This is a genomic window from Terrabacter sp. LjRoot27 (assembly GCF_964254175.1).
GTDB lineage: Bacteria > Actinomycetota > Actinomycetes > Actinomycetales > Dermatophilaceae > Terrabacter.
Genome location: NZ_CAXUSS020000001.1, coordinates 2671055 through 2687804, shown reverse-complemented (window position 1 = coordinate 2687804; position 16750 = coordinate 2671055). Strand labels below are relative to the sequence as shown.

The 16750-nt window shown below is 73.3% G+C and carries 15 protein-coding genes; 13 read left to right on the top strand and 2 right to left on the bottom strand.

Annotation, left to right across the window (positions count from 1 at the left end; translation table 11 throughout):
* The first annotated feature begins 25 nt into the window (after positions 1 to 25).
* From steA to ACSQ2D_RS12560, 8 genes are read left to right on the top strand one after another with little or no spacing between them, the layout of a single operon-like run.
* Entirely contained in the window at positions 26 to 1207 is a 1182-nt protein-coding gene (gene steA, locus ACSQ2D_RS12595; protein ID WP_435986284.1) for a putative cytokinetic ring protein SteA, read from the top strand.
* A complete protein-coding gene (locus tag ACSQ2D_RS12590) occupies positions 1204 to 2148 on the top strand; it encodes a copper transporter (protein WP_435986283.1) in 945 nt (314 codons plus the stop codon). Before steA ends, ACSQ2D_RS12590 begins: the two co-directional genes overlap by 4 nt.
* Positions 2145 to 3038, top strand: coding sequence for a hypothetical protein (locus ACSQ2D_RS12585; protein WP_435986282.1), 894 nt, complete (start codon positions 2145 to 2147; stop codon positions 3036 to 3038). The genes ACSQ2D_RS12590 and ACSQ2D_RS12585 overlap by 4 nt, the downstream gene beginning before the upstream one ends.
* The gene (locus ACSQ2D_RS12580; protein WP_435986281.1) at positions 3035 to 4867 is read left to right on the top strand and encodes a lipid II flippase MurJ; all 1833 of its coding nucleotides are present in this window, start codon (positions 3035 to 3037) and stop codon (positions 4865 to 4867) included. The genes ACSQ2D_RS12585 and ACSQ2D_RS12580 overlap by 4 nt, the downstream gene beginning before the upstream one ends.
* Positions 4864 to 5997 (top strand): glycosyltransferase family 4 protein, encoded by a 1134-nt coding sequence (locus ACSQ2D_RS12575; RefSeq protein WP_435986280.1) that lies wholly within the window; start codon positions 4864 to 4866, stop codon positions 5995 to 5997. Before ACSQ2D_RS12580 ends, ACSQ2D_RS12575 begins: the two co-directional genes overlap by 4 nt.
* Before the next feature lie 20 nt (positions 5998 to 6017).
* Positions 6018 to 7790: a CTP synthase gene (locus ACSQ2D_RS12570; protein WP_435986279.1), complete on the top strand. Its 1773-nt coding sequence runs from the start codon at positions 6018 to 6020 to the stop codon at positions 7788 to 7790.
* A 7-nt stretch (positions 7791 to 7797) separates the two neighbouring features.
* The gene (locus ACSQ2D_RS12565) at positions 7798 to 8475 is read left to right on the top strand and encodes an NUDIX domain-containing protein (protein ID WP_435986278.1); all 678 of its coding nucleotides are present in this window, start codon (positions 7798 to 7800) and stop codon (positions 8473 to 8475) included.
* Positions 8472 to 8897 carry a YchJ family protein gene (locus ACSQ2D_RS12560; protein ID WP_435986277.1) on the top strand — a complete coding sequence of 142 codons (426 nt, stop codon included), beginning with the start codon at positions 8472 to 8474 and terminating at the stop codon, positions 8895 to 8897. The genes ACSQ2D_RS12565 and ACSQ2D_RS12560 overlap by 4 nt, the downstream gene beginning before the upstream one ends.
* Here ACSQ2D_RS12560 and ACSQ2D_RS12555 read toward each other — a convergent pair.
* Positions 8802 to 9803 carry an EamA family transporter gene (locus ACSQ2D_RS12555; protein ID WP_435986276.1) on the bottom strand — a complete coding sequence of 334 codons (1002 nt, stop codon included), beginning with the start codon at positions 9801 to 9803 and terminating at the stop codon, positions 8802 to 8804. The genes ACSQ2D_RS12560 and ACSQ2D_RS12555 overlap by 96 nt on opposite strands.
* A 73-nt stretch (positions 9804 to 9876) precedes the next feature.
* Between ACSQ2D_RS12555 and ACSQ2D_RS12550 the strand changes: the two genes are divergently transcribed.
* Complete coding sequence (locus tag ACSQ2D_RS12550) at positions 9877 to 10800, top strand: LysR family transcriptional regulator (protein WP_435986275.1); 924 nt, start codon at positions 9877 to 9879, stop codon at positions 10798 to 10800.
* Between the two features lie 97 nt (positions 10801 to 10897).
* Here the strand turns inward: ACSQ2D_RS12550 and ACSQ2D_RS12545 are convergent, their stop codons facing one another.
* Positions 10898 to 11986 (bottom strand): acyltransferase family protein, encoded by a 1089-nt coding sequence (locus tag ACSQ2D_RS12545; protein ID WP_435986274.1) that lies wholly within the window; start codon positions 11984 to 11986, stop codon positions 10898 to 10900.
* A 163-nt stretch (positions 11987 to 12149) separates the two neighbouring features.
* On the opposite strand from ACSQ2D_RS12545, the gene aspS reads away from it, so the two are divergent.
* The 4 genes from aspS (at position 12150) to ACSQ2D_RS12525 (ending at position 16734) form a co-directional block, all read left to right on the top strand.
* A complete protein-coding gene (aspS, locus tag ACSQ2D_RS12540; protein WP_435986273.1) occupies positions 12150 to 13979 on the top strand; it encodes an aspartate--tRNA ligase in 1830 nt (609 codons plus the stop codon).
* Positions 13980 to 14103: 124 nt separating this feature from the next.
* The gene (locus ACSQ2D_RS12535) at positions 14104 to 15813 is read left to right on the top strand and encodes a peptide-N4-asparagine amidase (protein WP_435986272.1); all 1710 of its coding nucleotides are present in this window, start codon (positions 14104 to 14106) and stop codon (positions 15811 to 15813) included.
* Positions 15814 to 15837: 24 nt separating this feature from the next.
* Complete coding sequence (locus tag ACSQ2D_RS12530) at positions 15838 to 16290, top strand: helix-turn-helix domain-containing protein (protein WP_435986271.1); 453 nt, start codon at positions 15838 to 15840, stop codon at positions 16288 to 16290.
* Positions 16291 to 16299: 9 nt separating this feature from the next.
* Positions 16300 to 16734 (top strand): VOC family protein, encoded by a 435-nt coding sequence (locus tag ACSQ2D_RS12525; protein ID WP_435986270.1) that lies wholly within the window; start codon positions 16300 to 16302, stop codon positions 16732 to 16734.
* Positions 16735 to 16750 lie beyond the last annotated feature (16 nt).

Below are 16750 nucleotides of genomic sequence, written 5' to 3'. Positions count from 1 at the left end.
CCGACGTGGCACGATTGAGGCCATCATGGCCCTCTCCATCCGACGTCGCTCGCACGCCCGGGACACCGGTCCCGGCGTGGTCGGCCCCGCGCGTGTCGACCGGCGCACCAAGGCGCTGACGAAGCGGCTGCAGCCGGGCGACATCGCCGTCATCGACCATGCGGACCTCGACAAGGTGAGTGCGGACGCCCTCGTCACCGTCCGCCCCGCCGCGGTGGTCAATGCCAGCGCCTCGATCAGCGGTCGCTACCCGAACCTCGGTCCGCAGATCCTCGTCGAGGCCGGCATCCCCGTGCTCGACGCCGCCGGGCCCGAGGTCATGGCTCTCACCGAGGGCCAGACCGTGCGCCTCGACGGCGGCGACCTGTGGGCGGGCGAGACCCGGGTCGCGACGGGCACGCTGCTCGACGCCGAGGCCGTCCAGGCCCAGATGCACGAGGCTCGGGCCGGGCTCGCCGTGCAGATCGAGGCCTTCGCGACGAACACGATGGAGTACATCCGCAAGGAGCGCGACCTGCTCCTCGACGGCATCGGCGTGCCACCCATCACCACCCAGCTCGACGGCCGGCACTGCCTCATCGTCGTGCGCGGCTACCACTACCGCGAGGACCTCGAGACCCTCCGGCCCTACATCCGCGAGTACCGTCCGATCCTCATCGGGGTCGACGGCGGCGCCGACGCCATCCTCGAGTCCGGTCACCAGCCCGACCTCATCGTCGGCGACATGGACTCCGTCTCGGACAAGGCGCTGCGCTGCGGCGCCGAGATCGTCGTGCACGCCTACCGTGACGGGCGCGCCCCGGGCCTCGCGCGGGTCGAGGCCCTCGGGATCACTCCCGTCGTCTTCCCCGCGGCGGGCACGAGCGAGGACGTCGCGATGCTCCTGGCCGACGACTCCGGTGCCGAGCTCATCGTCGCCGTCGGGACCCACGTCACGCTCGTCGAGTTCCTCGACAAGGGGCGCGACGGCCAGGCGTCGACCTTCCTCACCCGCCTGCGCGTCGGCAGCAAGCTCGTCGACGCCAAGGGCGTCAGCCAGCTCTACCGCGCCCGCATCCCGGGCCGGCTGCTCGTGACGATGCTGCTCGCCGGGGTCCTCGCCTTCTTCGCAGCCCTCGCGTCGACACCGGCCGGTCAGGCGTGGCTGCAGGTCCTCGCCGCCCGCTGGGACGACCTCTGGACCGCCATCGTTGGGATCTTCACGTGATCGACTTCCGCTACCACCTCGTCTCGATCATCTCGGTCTTCCTCGCGCTCGCGGTGGGCATCGTCCTCGGGGCGGGGCCCCTGCAGGCCAACCTCGGCGACCAGCTGAGCGACCAGGTCGCCGCCCTGCGCACCGAGAAGCAGACCCTCAACGACAAGCTGGCCACGAGCGAGAAGCTCGTGGACGCGTCCGACGAGTACGCGACCGCCGTGCAGCAGCGGGTGGTCAAGGGTCGGCTGTCCGGTCACCGCACGGTCGTCGTCGTGCTGCCGTCCGCCGACGGCACGATGGTCACGAACCTCGAGGGTGTCGTCACGCAGAGCGGCGCGGTCCTCACCGGGACGGTCACGCTCAGCCCCGACTGGTTCGACCCCACCCAGGCCGCCGACCGCGCGCAGGCCGCCAAGGAGGCCGCGTCGGCATACGGCGTCGAGTCGACCGCGACGGGCGACGACCTGCTCGTGCAGGTGCTCACCGACCTCACGGTCTCGACGAGCGACACCGGCACCTCGGCACAGCGCACCGCCGCCCTCAAGGTGCTCGTCGACGCGGACCTCGTCGACAGCTCGGTGGCCGATCTCGCGCCCGCCGACCTCGCCGTCGTCGTGTCCGGCGACTACGCCGGCACCGAGTCCGTCGTGAACGCGCGCTCCGACGCCGTCCGCGCCCTGGTCACGTCTTTCGCGGGCTCGACCCGGGCGACCGTCGTCGCCGGCGGCGAGACGGCCGCGGCCGCGGGCCAGCCCGTGACGTCGAACGCCGTTCAGGCCGTCCGCGAGGAGTCCGAGACGGCCGGGATCGCCTCCACGGTCGACCACGCCCGGGCGGGTGACGGTCCGGCGACCGTGGTCCTCGCGATCGAGGGTGTCCTCGACGAGCGCGTCGGACACTACGGCGTCGCCGCAGGAGCCACGGCCACCGTCCCGCGGGTGCTTCCGTGACGCCAAGCCAGCGCGGGGGCTCGTCCGCCGTCGCGTCGCTGGCTGCCCTCCTCGGTTCGGCGGCGGCGTCCTGGGCCCTCCTGCGCCTCGGCCGGAGGGGGGCACCTTCCCTCCGCGAGCCCTGGGAGCGCATCAACCACGCCGGCCACCCGGTCACCCTGCTCGAGGGTCCCGCCTGGGTCGGCGGTGCCGTCGCCGGGGCCGTCGCCGGAGCCGCCGCGTCACGTCTGGCCGGCGGACCCGTCGGACCCGGCGGACCCGGCGGACCCGTCCGGGGGTCGGCGCGCTCTGCGGTCGTGGTCGCGGTGGCCGCGGGCGCTCTAGGGGCGCTCGACGACCTCGCGGGCGGGACATCGGACAAGGGCCTCAAGGGCCACCTCGGCGCCCTGGCGCGGGGCGAGGTCACGACCGGCACGGTCAAGATCGTCGGTCTCGGCGCCGCCGGTCTCATCGGTGCGGCGCTCTCCGACGCGACCCGTCCCTCCCATCCGGGGGTGCTGGCCACGCTCGTCGGCGGTGCCGTCGTCGCGGGGGCCGCCAACGCGGTCAACCTCTTCGACCTGCGTCCCGGACGGGCGCTCAAGGTCACCGTCGCCGCCGGCCTCCCGCTCGTGGGCGGGCTGCCGGCCGCGGCCGCCGTCGGCTCCTCGCTCGGCGTCGTCCGCGACGACCTCCGGGCCACCGCCATGCTCGGCGACACCGGCGCCAACGCCGCGGGGGCGATCGTCGGTCTCGCGATCGTCGAGCGCACCGGGCTCGCCGGCCGGGCCGTCGCGCTCGCCGGCCTCGCGGCCCTGACGATCGCCTCGGAGCGCATCAGCTTCACCCGCGTCATCGAGGCCCACCCCGTCCTGCGCCGTCTCGACGAGTGGGGCCGGGACCTCCGATGACCGACCGGACCCCGGGGACCGGGCCCGTCTCCCGCCGCGGGATGTTCGCCGCCGCGGGCACCATCGCGGTGATCACGCTCGTCGCCCGGGTCGTCGGCTTCGGACGGTGGTTCGTCTTCTCGCACTCGGTCGGCGCCACCTGCGTCGGCAGCGTCTACCAGTCGGTCAACGCGGTGCCCAACGTGCTCTTCGAGATCGCGGCCGGGGGAGTGCTCGCGGCCGTCGCCGTGCCTCTCGTCGCTGGCGCCCTGGCTCGGGGCGACCGGGTCGAGGCCGACCACACGGCCTCCGCCCTGCTCACGTGGGTGGTCGTCGTCCTCGTGCCGCTGGGCCTGCTCGTCGCCCTCGCCGCCGAGCCGATCGCGCGGGGTCTGCTCGGAGCGGGAGACGCCTGTCCCGGCGCGGTGGGTCTCGGCGCCGACCTCCTGAGGGTGTTCGCGATCCAGATCCCGCTCTACGGCATCGGCATCGTGCTCGGTGGGGTGCTCCAGTCGCACCACCGCTTCGTCGCGGCGGCCCTGGCACCGCTCCTGTCCAGCCTCGTCGTCATCGCGACGTACGTCGCCTACGCCGCCGTCGCCACCGACCCCGCCGCTCCGATCGCGGAGGTCCCGACGTCCGCGACGACGGTGCTCGCCGTGGGCACGACCCTCGGAGTCGTCGCGCTGTCCCTGCCGCTCTTCGTGCCGGTGCGTCGCGCCGGGGTCCACCTCACCGTGACGACGCGCTTCCCGCACGGCGTGGCCGCCCGCGTCCGGCGGCTCGCGGTGGCGGGGCTGCTCGCCGTGGCCGGTCAGCAGCTCGCGACCCTCGTCTTCATCCGCCTCGCCAACGACCGCGGCGGGCCCGGGACGCTCAACGTCTACACCTATGTCCAAGCCGTCTCCCTGCTCCCGTATGCCGTCCTCGCCGTCCCGCTCGCCACCGCGGCGTTCCCGACGCTGGCGGGCAGTGCGGAGGCCGGCCGCCGGGGCCCGGAGCGCGATCCCGTGGGGTCCGAGCCGGGGCCCGCTGCCGCGGACGTGCTGCGGCGCACGTGGCTCGCCACCCTGCTGGCCGGACTGCTGGCCGGGGGCCTGCTCGTGGCCGTCGCCCGCCCGGTCGGCGCCTTCTTCGCCCTGCTCGACGCGGGGCGCGCGGACGGCGACGGAGCCGACGCGCTGTCCGCCATCCCCGACGCTCTCGTGCTCGTGGCGCCGGGCATCGTGGGGCTCTGCGTGATCGGCCTGCTGACCCGGGCGTCGTACGTGCGCGGCCGTGCCCGGGTCGCCGGCGCCGTGGTCGCCGTCGCGTGGCTCGCGACGACCGTCGTCCCGCTCTTGGCCCTCGACGGCGCGCCCGGACCCGCGGCGACCGTGCGCACCCTTGCCCTCGGCACCAGCGTCGGGCTCGTGGCCGGGGCGCTCGCCCTCGCGGTCCTCGTCGCGCGGAGCTGGGGCGCGGCGGCGCTGGCCGTCCCCGCCCGGCCCGTCCTCGCCGGGCTGGCCGGCGCCGCGTCGGCAGCCGTCCTCGGCTGGTGGCTCGGCGGCCTCTGGACCGCGGACGGACTGCTCGTCGCCGCAGCGCAGGGCCTCGCCGTGGCGCTCGCGGCCGCGGTGACGCTCGTCGTCGTCGTCCTCCTCCTCGACCGCTCGGTCCTCACCCGCCTGCGCCGGCCCTCGTCGACCACGACCACGTCGACCACGCCCGCCACGACCTCACCGACCTCACCGACCTCACCGACCTCACCGACCTCGCCGGGTCGGGGTCCGGCCGACGACGCCGCGTCCACGTCTGCCCCGACCGGAGGGTCCGACCCCCGCGCGGCCGGGCCCTCGGAGACGTCATGAGGGTGCTCATGGTCCTCGGCCGCGCCGCAGGCGGTGTCGGCGCGCACGTCGACACCCTCGTGTCGGGGCTGCGCGAGCACGGTCACGACGTGCAGGTCGTGACGGCGGACTCGACGGCGCGGACGTTCGGCTGGGCCGACGCCCATCGCCTCTGGCCGGTCCACGGGGGGCTGCGCGCTCCTCGCGGCCTCATCGACTGGCACCGCATCATGCGCCTCGCGGGCACGGTCGACGTCGTCCACGCGCACGGACACCAGGGTGCGGTCGTCGCCGCCGTGGCCGTCGCCCGGGCGCGGCCCCGGCCGCGGCTCGTGGTCTCGCTCCACAACGACCTCCCACCGGTCTCCCGCTCGGCGGCCGCACGCGCAGGGGGGTCCGCCGCCCGGCGACTGCTCGCGTGGTCCCTGCGGCGCGCCGACCTCGTGACGGGTGCGAGCGCCGACCTCGTCTCGCTCGCCGACGCGCTCGGGGCCCGGCGGACCGAGCTGGCCCTCGTGCCGTCCTCCGCCGTCGCCGCCCTGCTCCACCGTCACGCTCTCGAACCGGCTGAGCGGGCCGAGCTCCTCGCCGGGGCGGGCGTGCCGACCGACCGTCCGCTCGTGCTCACGGTGTCGCGCCTCGCGCCCCAGAAGGACCTTCCGACGCTCGTCGAGGCCGCCCGGCTCTCCCGCACCGTCGCGACGTGGGTCGTGATCGGAAGCGGGGACGAGCGGCTCCGCGCGCGGCTCGAGGAGGAGGCGGACGGCATACGACAGGGGGAGGGCGCGGGGGCGGAGGTCCGTTTCGTGGGGGCGCGCACCGATGTGTCGGAATGGCTCCGAGCGGCCGACGTGTTCGTCCTCACGAGCCGTTGGGAGGCCCGGGCGCTCGTCGTGCAGGAGGCCATGGCCGCCGGCGTGCCGGTCGTGGTGACCCGCACCGGCGGTCTGCCCGACCTCGTCGGTGACACGGGATCCCTTGTCCCCGTGGGGGACCCGGCCGCAGTTGCAGCCGAGGTCGACCGCCTGCTCACCGACGCCGACGCCCGGCTCAGGGAGGGCGCCGCGGGACGTGCCCGGGCGGCCGGGTGGCCCACTCCCGACGACGAGACGCGCCGGTGGGTGGAACGCTACGTCACGGACCCCCGCTGAGTGACGTAGACTCAAAGCCCGTGGTGGATACGACGAAGCACATCTTTGTGACCGGGGGCGTCGCCTCCTCGCTCGGCAAGGGGCTCACCGCCTCGAGCCTCGGACGACTTCTCAGATCGCGGGGCCTGCGGGTCACGATGCAGAAGCTCGACCCCTACATCAACGTCGATCCCGGGACGATGAACCCGTTCCAGCACGGCGAGGTCTTCGTGACCGACGACGGGGCCGAGACCGACCTCGACATCGGCCACTACGAGCGCTTCCTCGACGTCAACCTCGTCGGCAGCGCCAACGTGACGACGGGGCAGGTCTACAACAACGTCATCGCCAAGGAGCGCCGCGGCGAGTACCTCGGTGACACCGTCCAGGTCATCCCGCACATCACCAACGAGATCGTCGCCCGGATGCGCGCGCTCGCCACGGGAGGTCCGGACGCCCCGGACGTCATCATCACCGAGATCGGCGGCACGGTCGGCGACATCGAGTCGCTGCCCTTCCTCGAGGCTGCGCGCCAGGTGCGCCACCTCATCGGTCGCGACAACAGCTTCTTCCTGCACGTCTCGCTCGTGCCCTACCTCGCGCCGAGCGGCGAGCTGAAGACGAAACCGACCCAGCACTCCGTCGCCGCGCTGCGCCAGGTCGGCATCCAGCCCGACGGCCTGGTGCTGCGCGCCGACCGCGAGATCCCCGACCCCATCAAGCGCAAGATCTCGCTCATGTGCGACGTCGACGTCACCGCCGTCGCGGCGGCGGTCGACGCCCCGAGCATCTATGACATCCCCAAGGTGCTGCACCGCGAAGGTCTCGACGCCTACGTCATCCGCCGGCTCGGGCTCAACTTCCGCGACGTCGACTGGACCGAGTGGGACGAGCTGCTCGAGCGGGTCCACGACCCGGAGCACGACATCGAGATCGCCCTCGTCGGCAAGTACATCGACCTGCCCGACGCCTACCTCTCGGTCACCGAGGCGCTGCGCGCCGGCGGCTTCCACCACGACGCGAAGGTCAACATCCGCTGGGTGGCCAGCGACGAGTGCCAGACCCCGGCGGGCGCCCAGAAGGCGCTCGGCGGCGTCGACGCCGTCCTCGTGCCCGGCGGTTTCGGGGTGCGCGGCATCGAGGGCAAGCTCGGCGCGCTGACGTGGGCCCGCGAGAAGCAGGTGCCGACCCTCGGCATCTGCCTCGGCCTGCAGTGCATGGTCATCGAGTACGCCCGGAGCGTCCTCGGCAACCAGGACGCGAGCTCCACGGAGTTCGACCCCGAGACGCAGCACCCCGTCATCGCCACGATGGAGGAGCAGAAGGCGTTCGTCGAGGGCGCCGGCGACCTCGGTGGCACGATGCGCCTCGGCCTCTACCCGGCCGCTCTCAAGGAGGGCAGTGTCATCCGCGAGGCCTACGGCGAGGCCGAGGTCAAGGAGCGCCACCGCCACCGCTACGAGGTCAACAACTCCTACCGGGCCGACCTCGAGACGGCGGGTCTCGTCTTCTCCGGCACCTCGCCCGACGGCAGCCTCGTCGAGTTCGTCGAGCTGCCGCGCGAGGTCCACCCGTACTACGTGTCGACCCAGGCCCACCCGGAGTTCCTGTCGCGCCCCAACCGCGCGCACCCGCTCTTCGCGGGTCTCGTCGGGGCCGCCCTGGAACGCCAGCGCAGCGAACGTCTCGTCGAGGTCGAGCGCCACCGTGCCGCCGTCGACGCCGGCCAGGTCGAGCGGGACGCGAGCGCGCGGGCCGCGCACGACGAGCTCGCCTCGGTGTCCGCGTCGGGTGCCGGCCCGGACGCCGACTGAGCCGCGGGTGAGCCTGGACGCGCCGCGAGGCACTGGAGCCGACCTCGTCGAGGACTGGACCGCCGAGCCGGTGGTCGAGTCGTCGACGCCCTTCGAGGGGATCATCTTCGACGTCGTGCGCGAGCGCGTCGACCTCGGCGCCGGGGGTGTCGTGACGCGTGACTTCGTCACGCACCCCGGCGCCGTCGCCGTGCTCGCCCTGCGCGAGCTCGACGGGAGCCCGCACGTGCTGCTCATCCGGCAGTACCGCCACGCGAGCGGCGGCCACGTGTGGGAGCTGCCCGCGGGCCTGCTCGACGTCGACGGTGAGCCGCCGTGGGAGGCTGCCGCGCGCGAGCTCGTCGAGGAGGTCGACCTGACCGCCGACGAGTGGCACGTGCTCGCCGACGACGTCACGTCGCCGGGGGCCTTCCCCGAGACGGTGCGGATCTTCCTCGCTCGTGGCCTCCACGAGGTCGCCGCCGCCGACGCCCACCAGCGCACCGCCGAGGAGCTGGGGATCCGGCCGCTCTGGGTGTCCCTCGACGACGCCGTCGACGCGGCGCTCGACGGACGCATCAGCAACTCGGCCACGCTCGTCGGCCTGCTGTCCGCGGGGCTGTCCCGCGGGCGTGGCTGGTCGACCCTGCGGCCGCACGACGCGCCGTGGCCCGCCCGCGAGGCGCAGCGCGCCCAGCGGTCGTGAGCGGGCCCTTCGGCCCCGGGGTCTCCGGAACGTGTCCGTGCGGAGGAGGCACCGAGGGGCTCGCGTATGCCGTGTGCTGCGGTCCGCTCCACGCGGGCGACCGTCCGGCCGGGACCGCGGACGAGCTGATGCGCTCGCGCTACACGGCCTTCGTCGTGGGGGACGAGGCGTACCTCCTGCGCACCTGGCACCCGCGGACGCGGCCCGAGCGGGTGGGGCTCGACCCCCAGACCCGCTGGACGGGCCTGACGGTGCTGCGCACCGAGCGCGGCGGGCCCGATGACGTCGACGGCGTCGTCGAGTTCGTGGCCCGGTGGGCCGAGCCGTCAGCGGGGACCGTGGGTCGGGGCGAGCTGCACGAGGTGAGCCGCTTCGGCCGTTGGGGTGGCCGCTGGCTCTACGTCGACGGCGAGCACGGGTGACCCGTCCGCGGGGACGGTCGGCGCAGGAGCCGTCACGTCACCGCGTCGGCGGATGACGGCGACGGCGACGCCCGCCAGCAGCACCAGCCCGCCGGTCAGCTCGAGGGCGTTGGGCCGCTCGTCGAAGGCGACGGCCGCGGCGGCCATGCCGAAGACCGGGACGAGCATCGCGAACGGCGTCACCTTCGCGACGGGGTGGCGGCTGAGCAGGGTGTTCCAGATGCCGTAGCCGACGAGTGACGAGAGGTAGGCCGTGAACGCGGTCGAGGCCACGGCCTGCCACTGGAGATGGCCCAGAGCGGCCCCGATGGCATCGGGTCCCTCGAAGACGAACGACAGGGCGAGAGCCGGCAGCGGCACGACGAGGCCGGACCAGACGGTGACCCCGAGGCCGGCTCCCGGACCCGTGAGGGCTCCGGCTCGGCGTGTCAGCACGTTGCCGACGGCCCACGACACGGCGGCAAGGACGAGCACGACGAGGGGGAGCAGCGGCGCCGACAACCCGCGCCCGACCGCGATCGTCAGCAGTCCCGCCCCGCCCAGGGCGACGCCGAGGCGCTGCGCCGTCGAAGGACGCTCGCGCAGCCAGACCGCGGCGATGACCACGGTGAGGAGCACCTGCGCCTGGAGCACGAGCGAGGCGAGCCCGGGCGGCATGCCGAGGTGCAGGGCGAGGTACATGAGGGCGAACTGTCCGAGGCTCGTGAAGAGCCCGATGAGCGCGAGGTCGCGCCAGGGGAGGCCCGGGCGCCGGACGAGGAAGACCGCGGGGACGCAGACGACGACGAAGCGCACCGCGAGGAAGAGCAGCGGCGGCACCGAGTCGATGCCGGTGCGGATGGCGACGAAGTTCGTGCCCCAGATGAGGGCGACGAGGACGGCGAGGGCGGTGTCACGGCGGCGCATGTCCTCATCGTCGCGGCCCGGAACTGTTCACGTCCATCAAACTGTTCTGGCGTCGAATGTGTAGCATCACTGCATGATCGATCCGGTCGCGCTGCGCTCGCTCGTCGCCGTCGAGGCCCACGGCTCCGTCGGCGCGGCCGCGGCCGCGCTCGACTACACCCCGAGCGCGGTGTCCCAGCAGATCAAGCGCCTCGAGACCCAGACGGGGGTGCAGCTGCTCGAGCGGCAGGGGCGCGGCGTCCTGCTGACCGAGGCCGGTCGCACGCTCTCCGGGGCCGCGCGGGGCCTGCTGGCCGACATGGAGCGACTCGAGGCCGGCCTCCACGGCGCCAGTGGTGAGACCGTGGGCACGGTGCGCCTCGCGACGTTCGCCACGGCCTACCGGGGTGTCGTCGTCGGCGCCATCGGTCGCCTGCGGGAGGCCGCGCCAGAGGTGGTGCTGCGGCCCGACGAGATCGACCCCTGGGACGCCGTCGATGCCGTCGCGGCCGGCACCCACGACCTCGCCCTCGTGCACAACTGGGAGCCGCTGCCGCTCGCCATCCCCGACCACCTCGACGTGCGCCACCTCGGCCGGGACCGCGCCGACGTCCTCGTCCACGAGGACCACCCCCTCGCCACGCGACGGAGCATCGGCGTGAGGGACGTGCTCGACGAGCACTGGGCCAGCGTCGCGCCCGGCTCCATCTGCCACCAGTGGCTCCAGAAGATGTATGCCGACGTCGGCCGGGCTCCCCGGATCGCCCATGTCGCGCTCGAGTTCGCCACGCACGTCGCCCTCGTCGCGGCGGGGGAGGCCATCGCCCTCGTGCCCCGCCTCGGCCGGGGACCGCTGCCCGCGGGTGTCGTCGCCGTCCCCATCGTCGACCCGGTCTCCGAGCGCACCGTGAGCCTCGTCTGGCGGCGCACCATGACGGCGAGTCCCGCGCTGACCGTGGCCGTGGACTGCCTTGCGGCAGAAGCCTCTCGGGATCTCCGGCCCCTCTCAGGACAGTGACCGGACCGTGTGGGCCGTGCCGACGACGAAGCCGACGACGGCCGAGCCCGCATGGGAGCTCTCAGGAACGAAGGTCCCCGCCCTGCGGGACCCCTCCCTACGCCGTCGGGGTGGCGCGCGGACCGGCCGGCACGTCGCACGCCTCGGCGAACTGCTGCTGGCGTCGAGAGGGCTGGTCGAGGCGAAGACGCCCGCGCAGCCGACCGACGGGACGCTCGACGAGCACCCACGACAGCCACGACACGAGGACCGCGGCCGCGATGAGCAGCAGGTTGCGGGGCGTCGTGTGCTCACCGAGCAGCAGGCTGTTGATGAACGTCTGGTGCCACAGGTAGAGCGCGTAGCTGATGGTGCCGAAGAAGACCATGAAGCGGGAGCCCACGACCCGCGAGTGACCCGACACGGCGGCATACACGAGCCACACCCCGACGACGGCGTAGACGGTCCCGAGGGGGCGGAAGAGCGGGTGGTCGACCGCGAGCCCGTGGCCCGGGAAGGCCGAGACGGCGACCATGACGACGAACGGGACGAGGGGGCTCGTGGCCGGCAGCTCCCAGCCCCGGGACTGCACAGCCGCCAGCGCGAAGGCGAGCGCCACGCCCAGCAGCAGCGCGAACGCGTTCGTCTCGGTCGAGATGTCGAGGCGGATCGCGCTGCCGACCGTCCACACCGAGTAGAAGGTCGCGAGCGCCGCGAGGCTGAGGACGACCGCGAGCGCCCGGCTGCGTAGCCACGTCATCAGGACGATGAAGATCGCCGGCCAGACGACGTAGAACTGCTCCTCGACGGAGAGCGACCACAGGTGGTTGAGCACCCCGAGGTCCGTCCCGGCGATGCGCACCCAGTTGCCGACGTAGAAGAGGGACGCGAGCGCCGCCGTCGGGTAGGTCGAGAGCCGGTCGTCGCCGGTCGCCCACAGCAGCACGGGAGCGAGCAGGAGCAGGAGCACGAGGGCGGGCAGCAGGCGCAGGGCCCGACGTCCCCAGAAGCGCCACAGGCTCACCGAGCCCCAGCGGTCCCACTCCCGGATGAGCAGGCTCGTGATGAGGTAGCCGGACAGGACGAAGAAGAGCGTCACCCCGGACAGCCCGCCCCAGCGCACCGGCAGCCCGGAGTGGGCGGCGACGACGAGGAGGATCGCGAGACCTCGGACGCCGTCGAGGTCGCGGTTGCGGGAGTGCTGCACGGCGAAGAGCCTAGGTGCAGGCGGTCTAGGATTGGTCCTCGGTGCCCACGGCCGACCAGCGGCCAGGCACCTGCTCACGACACTCGCTCACCACCTCGCTCACCACCTCGCTGAGCCCCGGCGGCCCTCGTGCCGCGGGAACCACGTCCCGGAAGGACCCTCCGTGCTCCGCACTCACGAGGCCGGCACTCTCCGCGCCGACCACGCAGGCCAGACCGTCACCCTCACCGGTTGGGTGGCGCGGCGTCGAGACCACGGCGGGGTCGCCTTCCTCGACCTGCGCGACGCCTCGGGTGTCGCCCAGGTCGTCGCGCGTGACGAGGTGCTCGCCCAGGGCGGTGCCCACGACGTGCGCAACGAGTTCTGCGTCAAGGTCACCGGGGAGGTGCGCGAGCGCCCCGAGGGCAACGCCAACCCCGACCTGCCCACGGGCGAGATCGAGGTCATCGTCAGCGAGCTCGAGGTCCTCAACCCCGCCGCCCCGCTGCCGTTCCAGATCGACGAGCGCGTCACCGTCGGCGAGGAGGCGCGCCTCAAGCACCGCTACCTCGACCTGCGCCGACCCGGTGCCAGCTCGGCGGGCGCCGCGATCCGCCTGCGCTCCAAGGTCAACGCCGCGGCGCGAGCCGTGCTCGGCGCCCGCGACTTCGTCGAGATCGAGACGCCGACCCTGACTCGCTCCACACCCGAGGGCGCGCGCGACTTCCTCGTGCCCGCGCGCCTCGCGCCCGGCTCGTGGTACGCCCTGCCGCAGAGCCCGCAGCTGTTCAAGCAGCTGCTCATGGTGGCCGGCATGGAGCGCTACTACCAGATCGCCCGCTGCTACCGCGACGAGGACTTCCGCGCCGACCGCCAGCCGGAGTTCACCCAGCTCGACATCGAGATGAGCTTCGTCGAGCAGGACGACATCATCGAGCTCGGCGAGTCGATCGTCCAGGCCCTGTGGCGTCTCATCGGCGTCGAGCTCGACGCCCCGTTCCAGCGGATGACCTACGCCGACGCGATGGCCCGCTACGGCTCCGACAAGCCCGACCTGCGCTTCGGCAACGAGCTCGTCGAGTGCACCGGCTACTTCGCCGACACGACCTTCCGCGTCTTCCAGGCCGACTACGTCGGTGCCGTCGTCATGCCCGGTGGTGCGAGCCAGCCGCGCAAGCAGCTCGACGCGTGGCAGGAGTGGGCCAAGCAGCGCGGCGCCCGTGGCCTCGCCTACGTCCTCGTCCAGGAGGACGGCGAGCTCGGCGGCCCGGTCGCCAAGAACCTCACCGACGCCGAGCGCGCGGGCCTCGCCGAGCACGTCGGCGCCCAGCCGGGCGACTGCATCTTCTTCGCCGCCGGTGCGGCCAAGCCGTCGCGGGCCCTCCTCGGCGCCGCCCGTCTCGAGATCGGCCGTCGCTGCGAGCTCATCGACGAGGAGGCCTGGAGCTTCCTCTGGGTCGTCGACGCCCCGCTCTTCGAGCCGGCGGCCGACGCCGTCGCCTCGGGCGACGTCGCCGTGGGTGCCGGCGCGTGGACGGCCGTCCACCACGCCTTCACCTCGCCCAAGCCCGAGTTCCTCGACACCTTCGACACCGACCCGGGGCCGGCGCTCGCCTACGCCTACGACATCGTCTGCAACGGCAACGAGATCGGTGGCGGTTCGATCCGTATCCACCGCCGCGACGTTCAGGAGCGCGTCTTCCAGGTCATGGGCCTGTCCGAGGAGGACGCGCAGGAGAAGTTCGGCTTCCTCCTCGACGCCTTCGCCTTCGGTGCCCCGCCGCACGGCGGCATCGCGTTCGGCTGGGACCGCATCGTCTCGCTGCTCGCGCACACCGACTCGATCCGCGACGTCATCGCGTTCCCGAAGTCCGGTGGCGGCTACGACCCGCTGACCGCGGCCCCGGCGCCGATCACCCCCGCCCAGCGCAAGGAGGCCGGCGTCGACGCGAAGCCGGCGGCCTCCGCACCGGCAGCCCAGGGCGCCCCCGAGGTGAACCCGAAGCAGAGCTGACCTCGGCACCCGTGCCCGGGGAGGGGCTGTCGTCACCTCGGTGACGACAGCCCCTCCGCACGTATGCCGTCACCTGCCATGCGCTTTGCCCATCCTTGACCTGCGCCGTCCTACGGTCGGAGCCATGCGCACACCACGTCGGCGTCCGGTCACAGCGGTGCTCCTGGGCACGGTCCTCGTCCTGTCCGGTGCGACCGCGGCCTCGGGCCTTCCCTCCGCCGCCCCCACTGCCGGCCCGTCCGTGGTGCCCGCCGCCGCGCCGCCACCGGAGTTCGGCACCGACTGGGACGACCCGCGCACGCCGGAGCCGCCCGTCCCCGTGCCGGCCACACGCCACTGCACCGTGCGAGTCGTCGACGACGCGTTCGACGACTTCGACGTCCACACACGGGGCTACACCCCGCCCGCCGGGTGCGCGGGTCCGTGGTCCACGGTGGTCATGCGGCTCGAGGGCTCGGTGGCCGGGAGGCAGTTCGACCGCATCGGCTACGTCGACGTCGGGGGAGTGCGCATGCTGACGCTCTCGACGCCGGAGCCGAGTGTCGACGGGATCCGGTGGCACGTCGAGAAGGACGTCACCGACCTTGCACCGCTGCTCGCGGACCCGCAGCAGGTGCAGGCGTTCATCGGCAACGTCGTCGACTCCACGTACACCGGAGTCATCCACGTGACGGTCGACCTCGACTTCTACACCACGGGCCGCGACGCCCCGGCGGCCCGGACGTCCGACGCGGTCCTTCCCCTCTCCGACACCTCCCGCGACGGCACCGACCTCGTCGGCACGCTGACGGTGCCCCGCAACTCGACGCGGTTGCTCGCGGACGTCTTCGCGACCGGGTCCGGCGGTGGCTGCGAGGAGTTCTGGGACACGAGCGCCCCTGCGAGCACGGGCTACTCGTGTCCGGACGGACTGCCGTACCGCGAGGTCGACGTCCGCATCGACGGACAGCTCGCCGGGATCGCGGCGCCGTACCCCGTCGTCTACACCGGCGGCTGGAGCAACCCTTTCCTCTGGTACACGATCCCCTCGCCCAAGGCGTTCGACATCCCCTCGCTCGGCTACGACCTCACCCCCTACCTCGGGCGCCTCAACGACGGTCGCCCCCACGAGGTGCGCATCTCGGTCGTAGGACTGCCGGCCGGGCAGGGCGGCTGGACGCTCGCTCCACGTTTTCGGGTCTGGCGCGACACGGGCCGCAGCGTCGTGGCAGGGACGACCGGAACGGCATACGCAGGTGACCCTGTCGTCGAGAGCACCGTGTCGGGTGCCGGAGACCAGGCGGGCCACGTCGATCTGGACGCGAGACGTCAGCTCCGCGTCACGGGGACCCTGTCCACGTCACGAGGCCCGGTGACGACCACGGTCACGCGCCGGCTCGAGAACACGTCGCGACACTCGTGGACCGACGACGAGGCCGACGACACGCTCGCGGCGTCGTGGACCGACACCCAGGAGGTGGCGACCGGCCACGGGAACGCGACCCCGACCGTCGAGCGCACCCAGCACCGTTGGGACAAGGACGGCGTCCTCGGCTTCCACCCGCGCAGTGACGTCGCCGGTGCGTACGACGTCACGGGCGACCTGGCCATCACGTGGTCGCGCCAGGACTCGCTGACGCGCGGTGCTGCGCGCCTGTCGAGCAGGTCGGAGACCTCGTCCTACGACGGGCAGGCGAGCTGGATCTACGGGGTGCCGCGTGACCAGCGGCACGCGACCGCCGACACGAGTGCCCGGGCCACGCTGAGCGAGAAGGTCCTCGGCCGGCCCGCGACGTCCTGGGACCACCGGCTGCGCGCCGTCAACGGCACCTTCGTCACGGATACCGTCGGCTGAGGCGCGGAGAGCGACAATGGGCGGGTGACCACGACGGAGCGACGCGCGCCCGATGACGTGCTGGTCCACCTGCGCCGCGCTCGCGACCACGCGGACCGGAACTACGCCGAGGCGCTCGACCTCGACGGGCTCGCCGCCGAGGCGCGCCTCTCGAAGTACCACTTCCTCCGGCTCTTCCGCGCGACGTACGGCGTGACGCCGGCCGAGTACGTCTCGCGCCGCCGCATCGAGCGCGCCCAGGACCTGCTCCGCGCGACCAACCTCACCGTCACCGAGGTGTGCCACGCGGTCGGCTTCTCGAGCCTCGGCTCCTTCAGCAGCCGCTTCCGGTCGGTCGTGGGCGAGAGCCCCAGCGACTTCCAGGCGAGGTATGCCGCGACAGGCGCGCCGCACATCCCCGGCTGCGTCCTGTTCATGTGGGGGCTCGTGGAGGGCTCCGCAACCCAGGAGAAGCGCGAGGCGCCGGACCCGGCCTAGCGTGGTCGCATGATCACGAACATCTCCATCGTCAGCGTCTTCGTCAAGGACATCGACGAGTCCAAGCGTTTCTACGTCGACGTCCTCGGCTTCGAGGAGAAGGACGACATCACGCTCGGCGACGGCTACCGCTGGTGCTCGGTCGTGCACCCCAGCCAGCCGGAGCTGCAGGTCAGCCTCGCCATCCCCGGGCCGCCCTTCCCCGACGAGCTCGTCACCGCCATGAAGCGGGCGCAGGACGCCGGCGGGCTCAACGGGCTGGGCCTCACCGTCGACGACTGCGAGCAGACGTATGCCGACCTGTCGGCCAAGGGCGTCGAGTTCCTCCAGCCGCCGTCGGCCCGCCCCTACGGCACCGAGGCGGTGTGCCGCGACAACTCGGGCAACTGGGTCGTCCTCGTGGAACCGGCCGACCGGACCGTCACCGCAGCCGACTTCGCCTGACGCGCGACGCGGCGCG

Excerpts from the sequence above, each read along its gene's own strand:
- steA (WP_435986284.1), top strand. The coding sequence starts at position 26 with ATGGCCCTCTCCATCCGACGTCGCTCGCACGCCCGGGACACCGGTCCC.
- ACSQ2D_RS12580 (WP_435986281.1), top strand. The coding sequence starts at position 3,035 with ATGACCGACCGGACCCCGGGGACCGGGCCCGTCTCCCGCCGCGGGATG.
- ACSQ2D_RS12575 (WP_435986280.1), top strand. The coding sequence starts at position 4,864 with ATGAGGGTGCTCATGGTCCTCGGCCGCGCCGCAGGCGGTGTCGGCGCG.
- ACSQ2D_RS12555 (WP_435986276.1), bottom strand. The coding sequence starts at position 9,803 with ATGCGCCGCCGTGACACCGCCCTCGCCGTCCTCGTCGCCCTCATCTGG.
- ACSQ2D_RS12550 (WP_435986275.1), top strand. The coding sequence starts at position 9,877 with ATGATCGATCCGGTCGCGCTGCGCTCGCTCGTCGCCGTCGAGGCCCAC.
- ACSQ2D_RS12535 (WP_435986272.1), top strand. The coding sequence starts at position 14,104 with ATGCGCACACCACGTCGGCGTCCGGTCACAGCGGTGCTCCTGGGCACG.
- ACSQ2D_RS12525 (WP_435986270.1), top strand. The coding sequence starts at position 16,300 with ATGATCACGAACATCTCCATCGTCAGCGTCTTCGTCAAGGACATCGAC.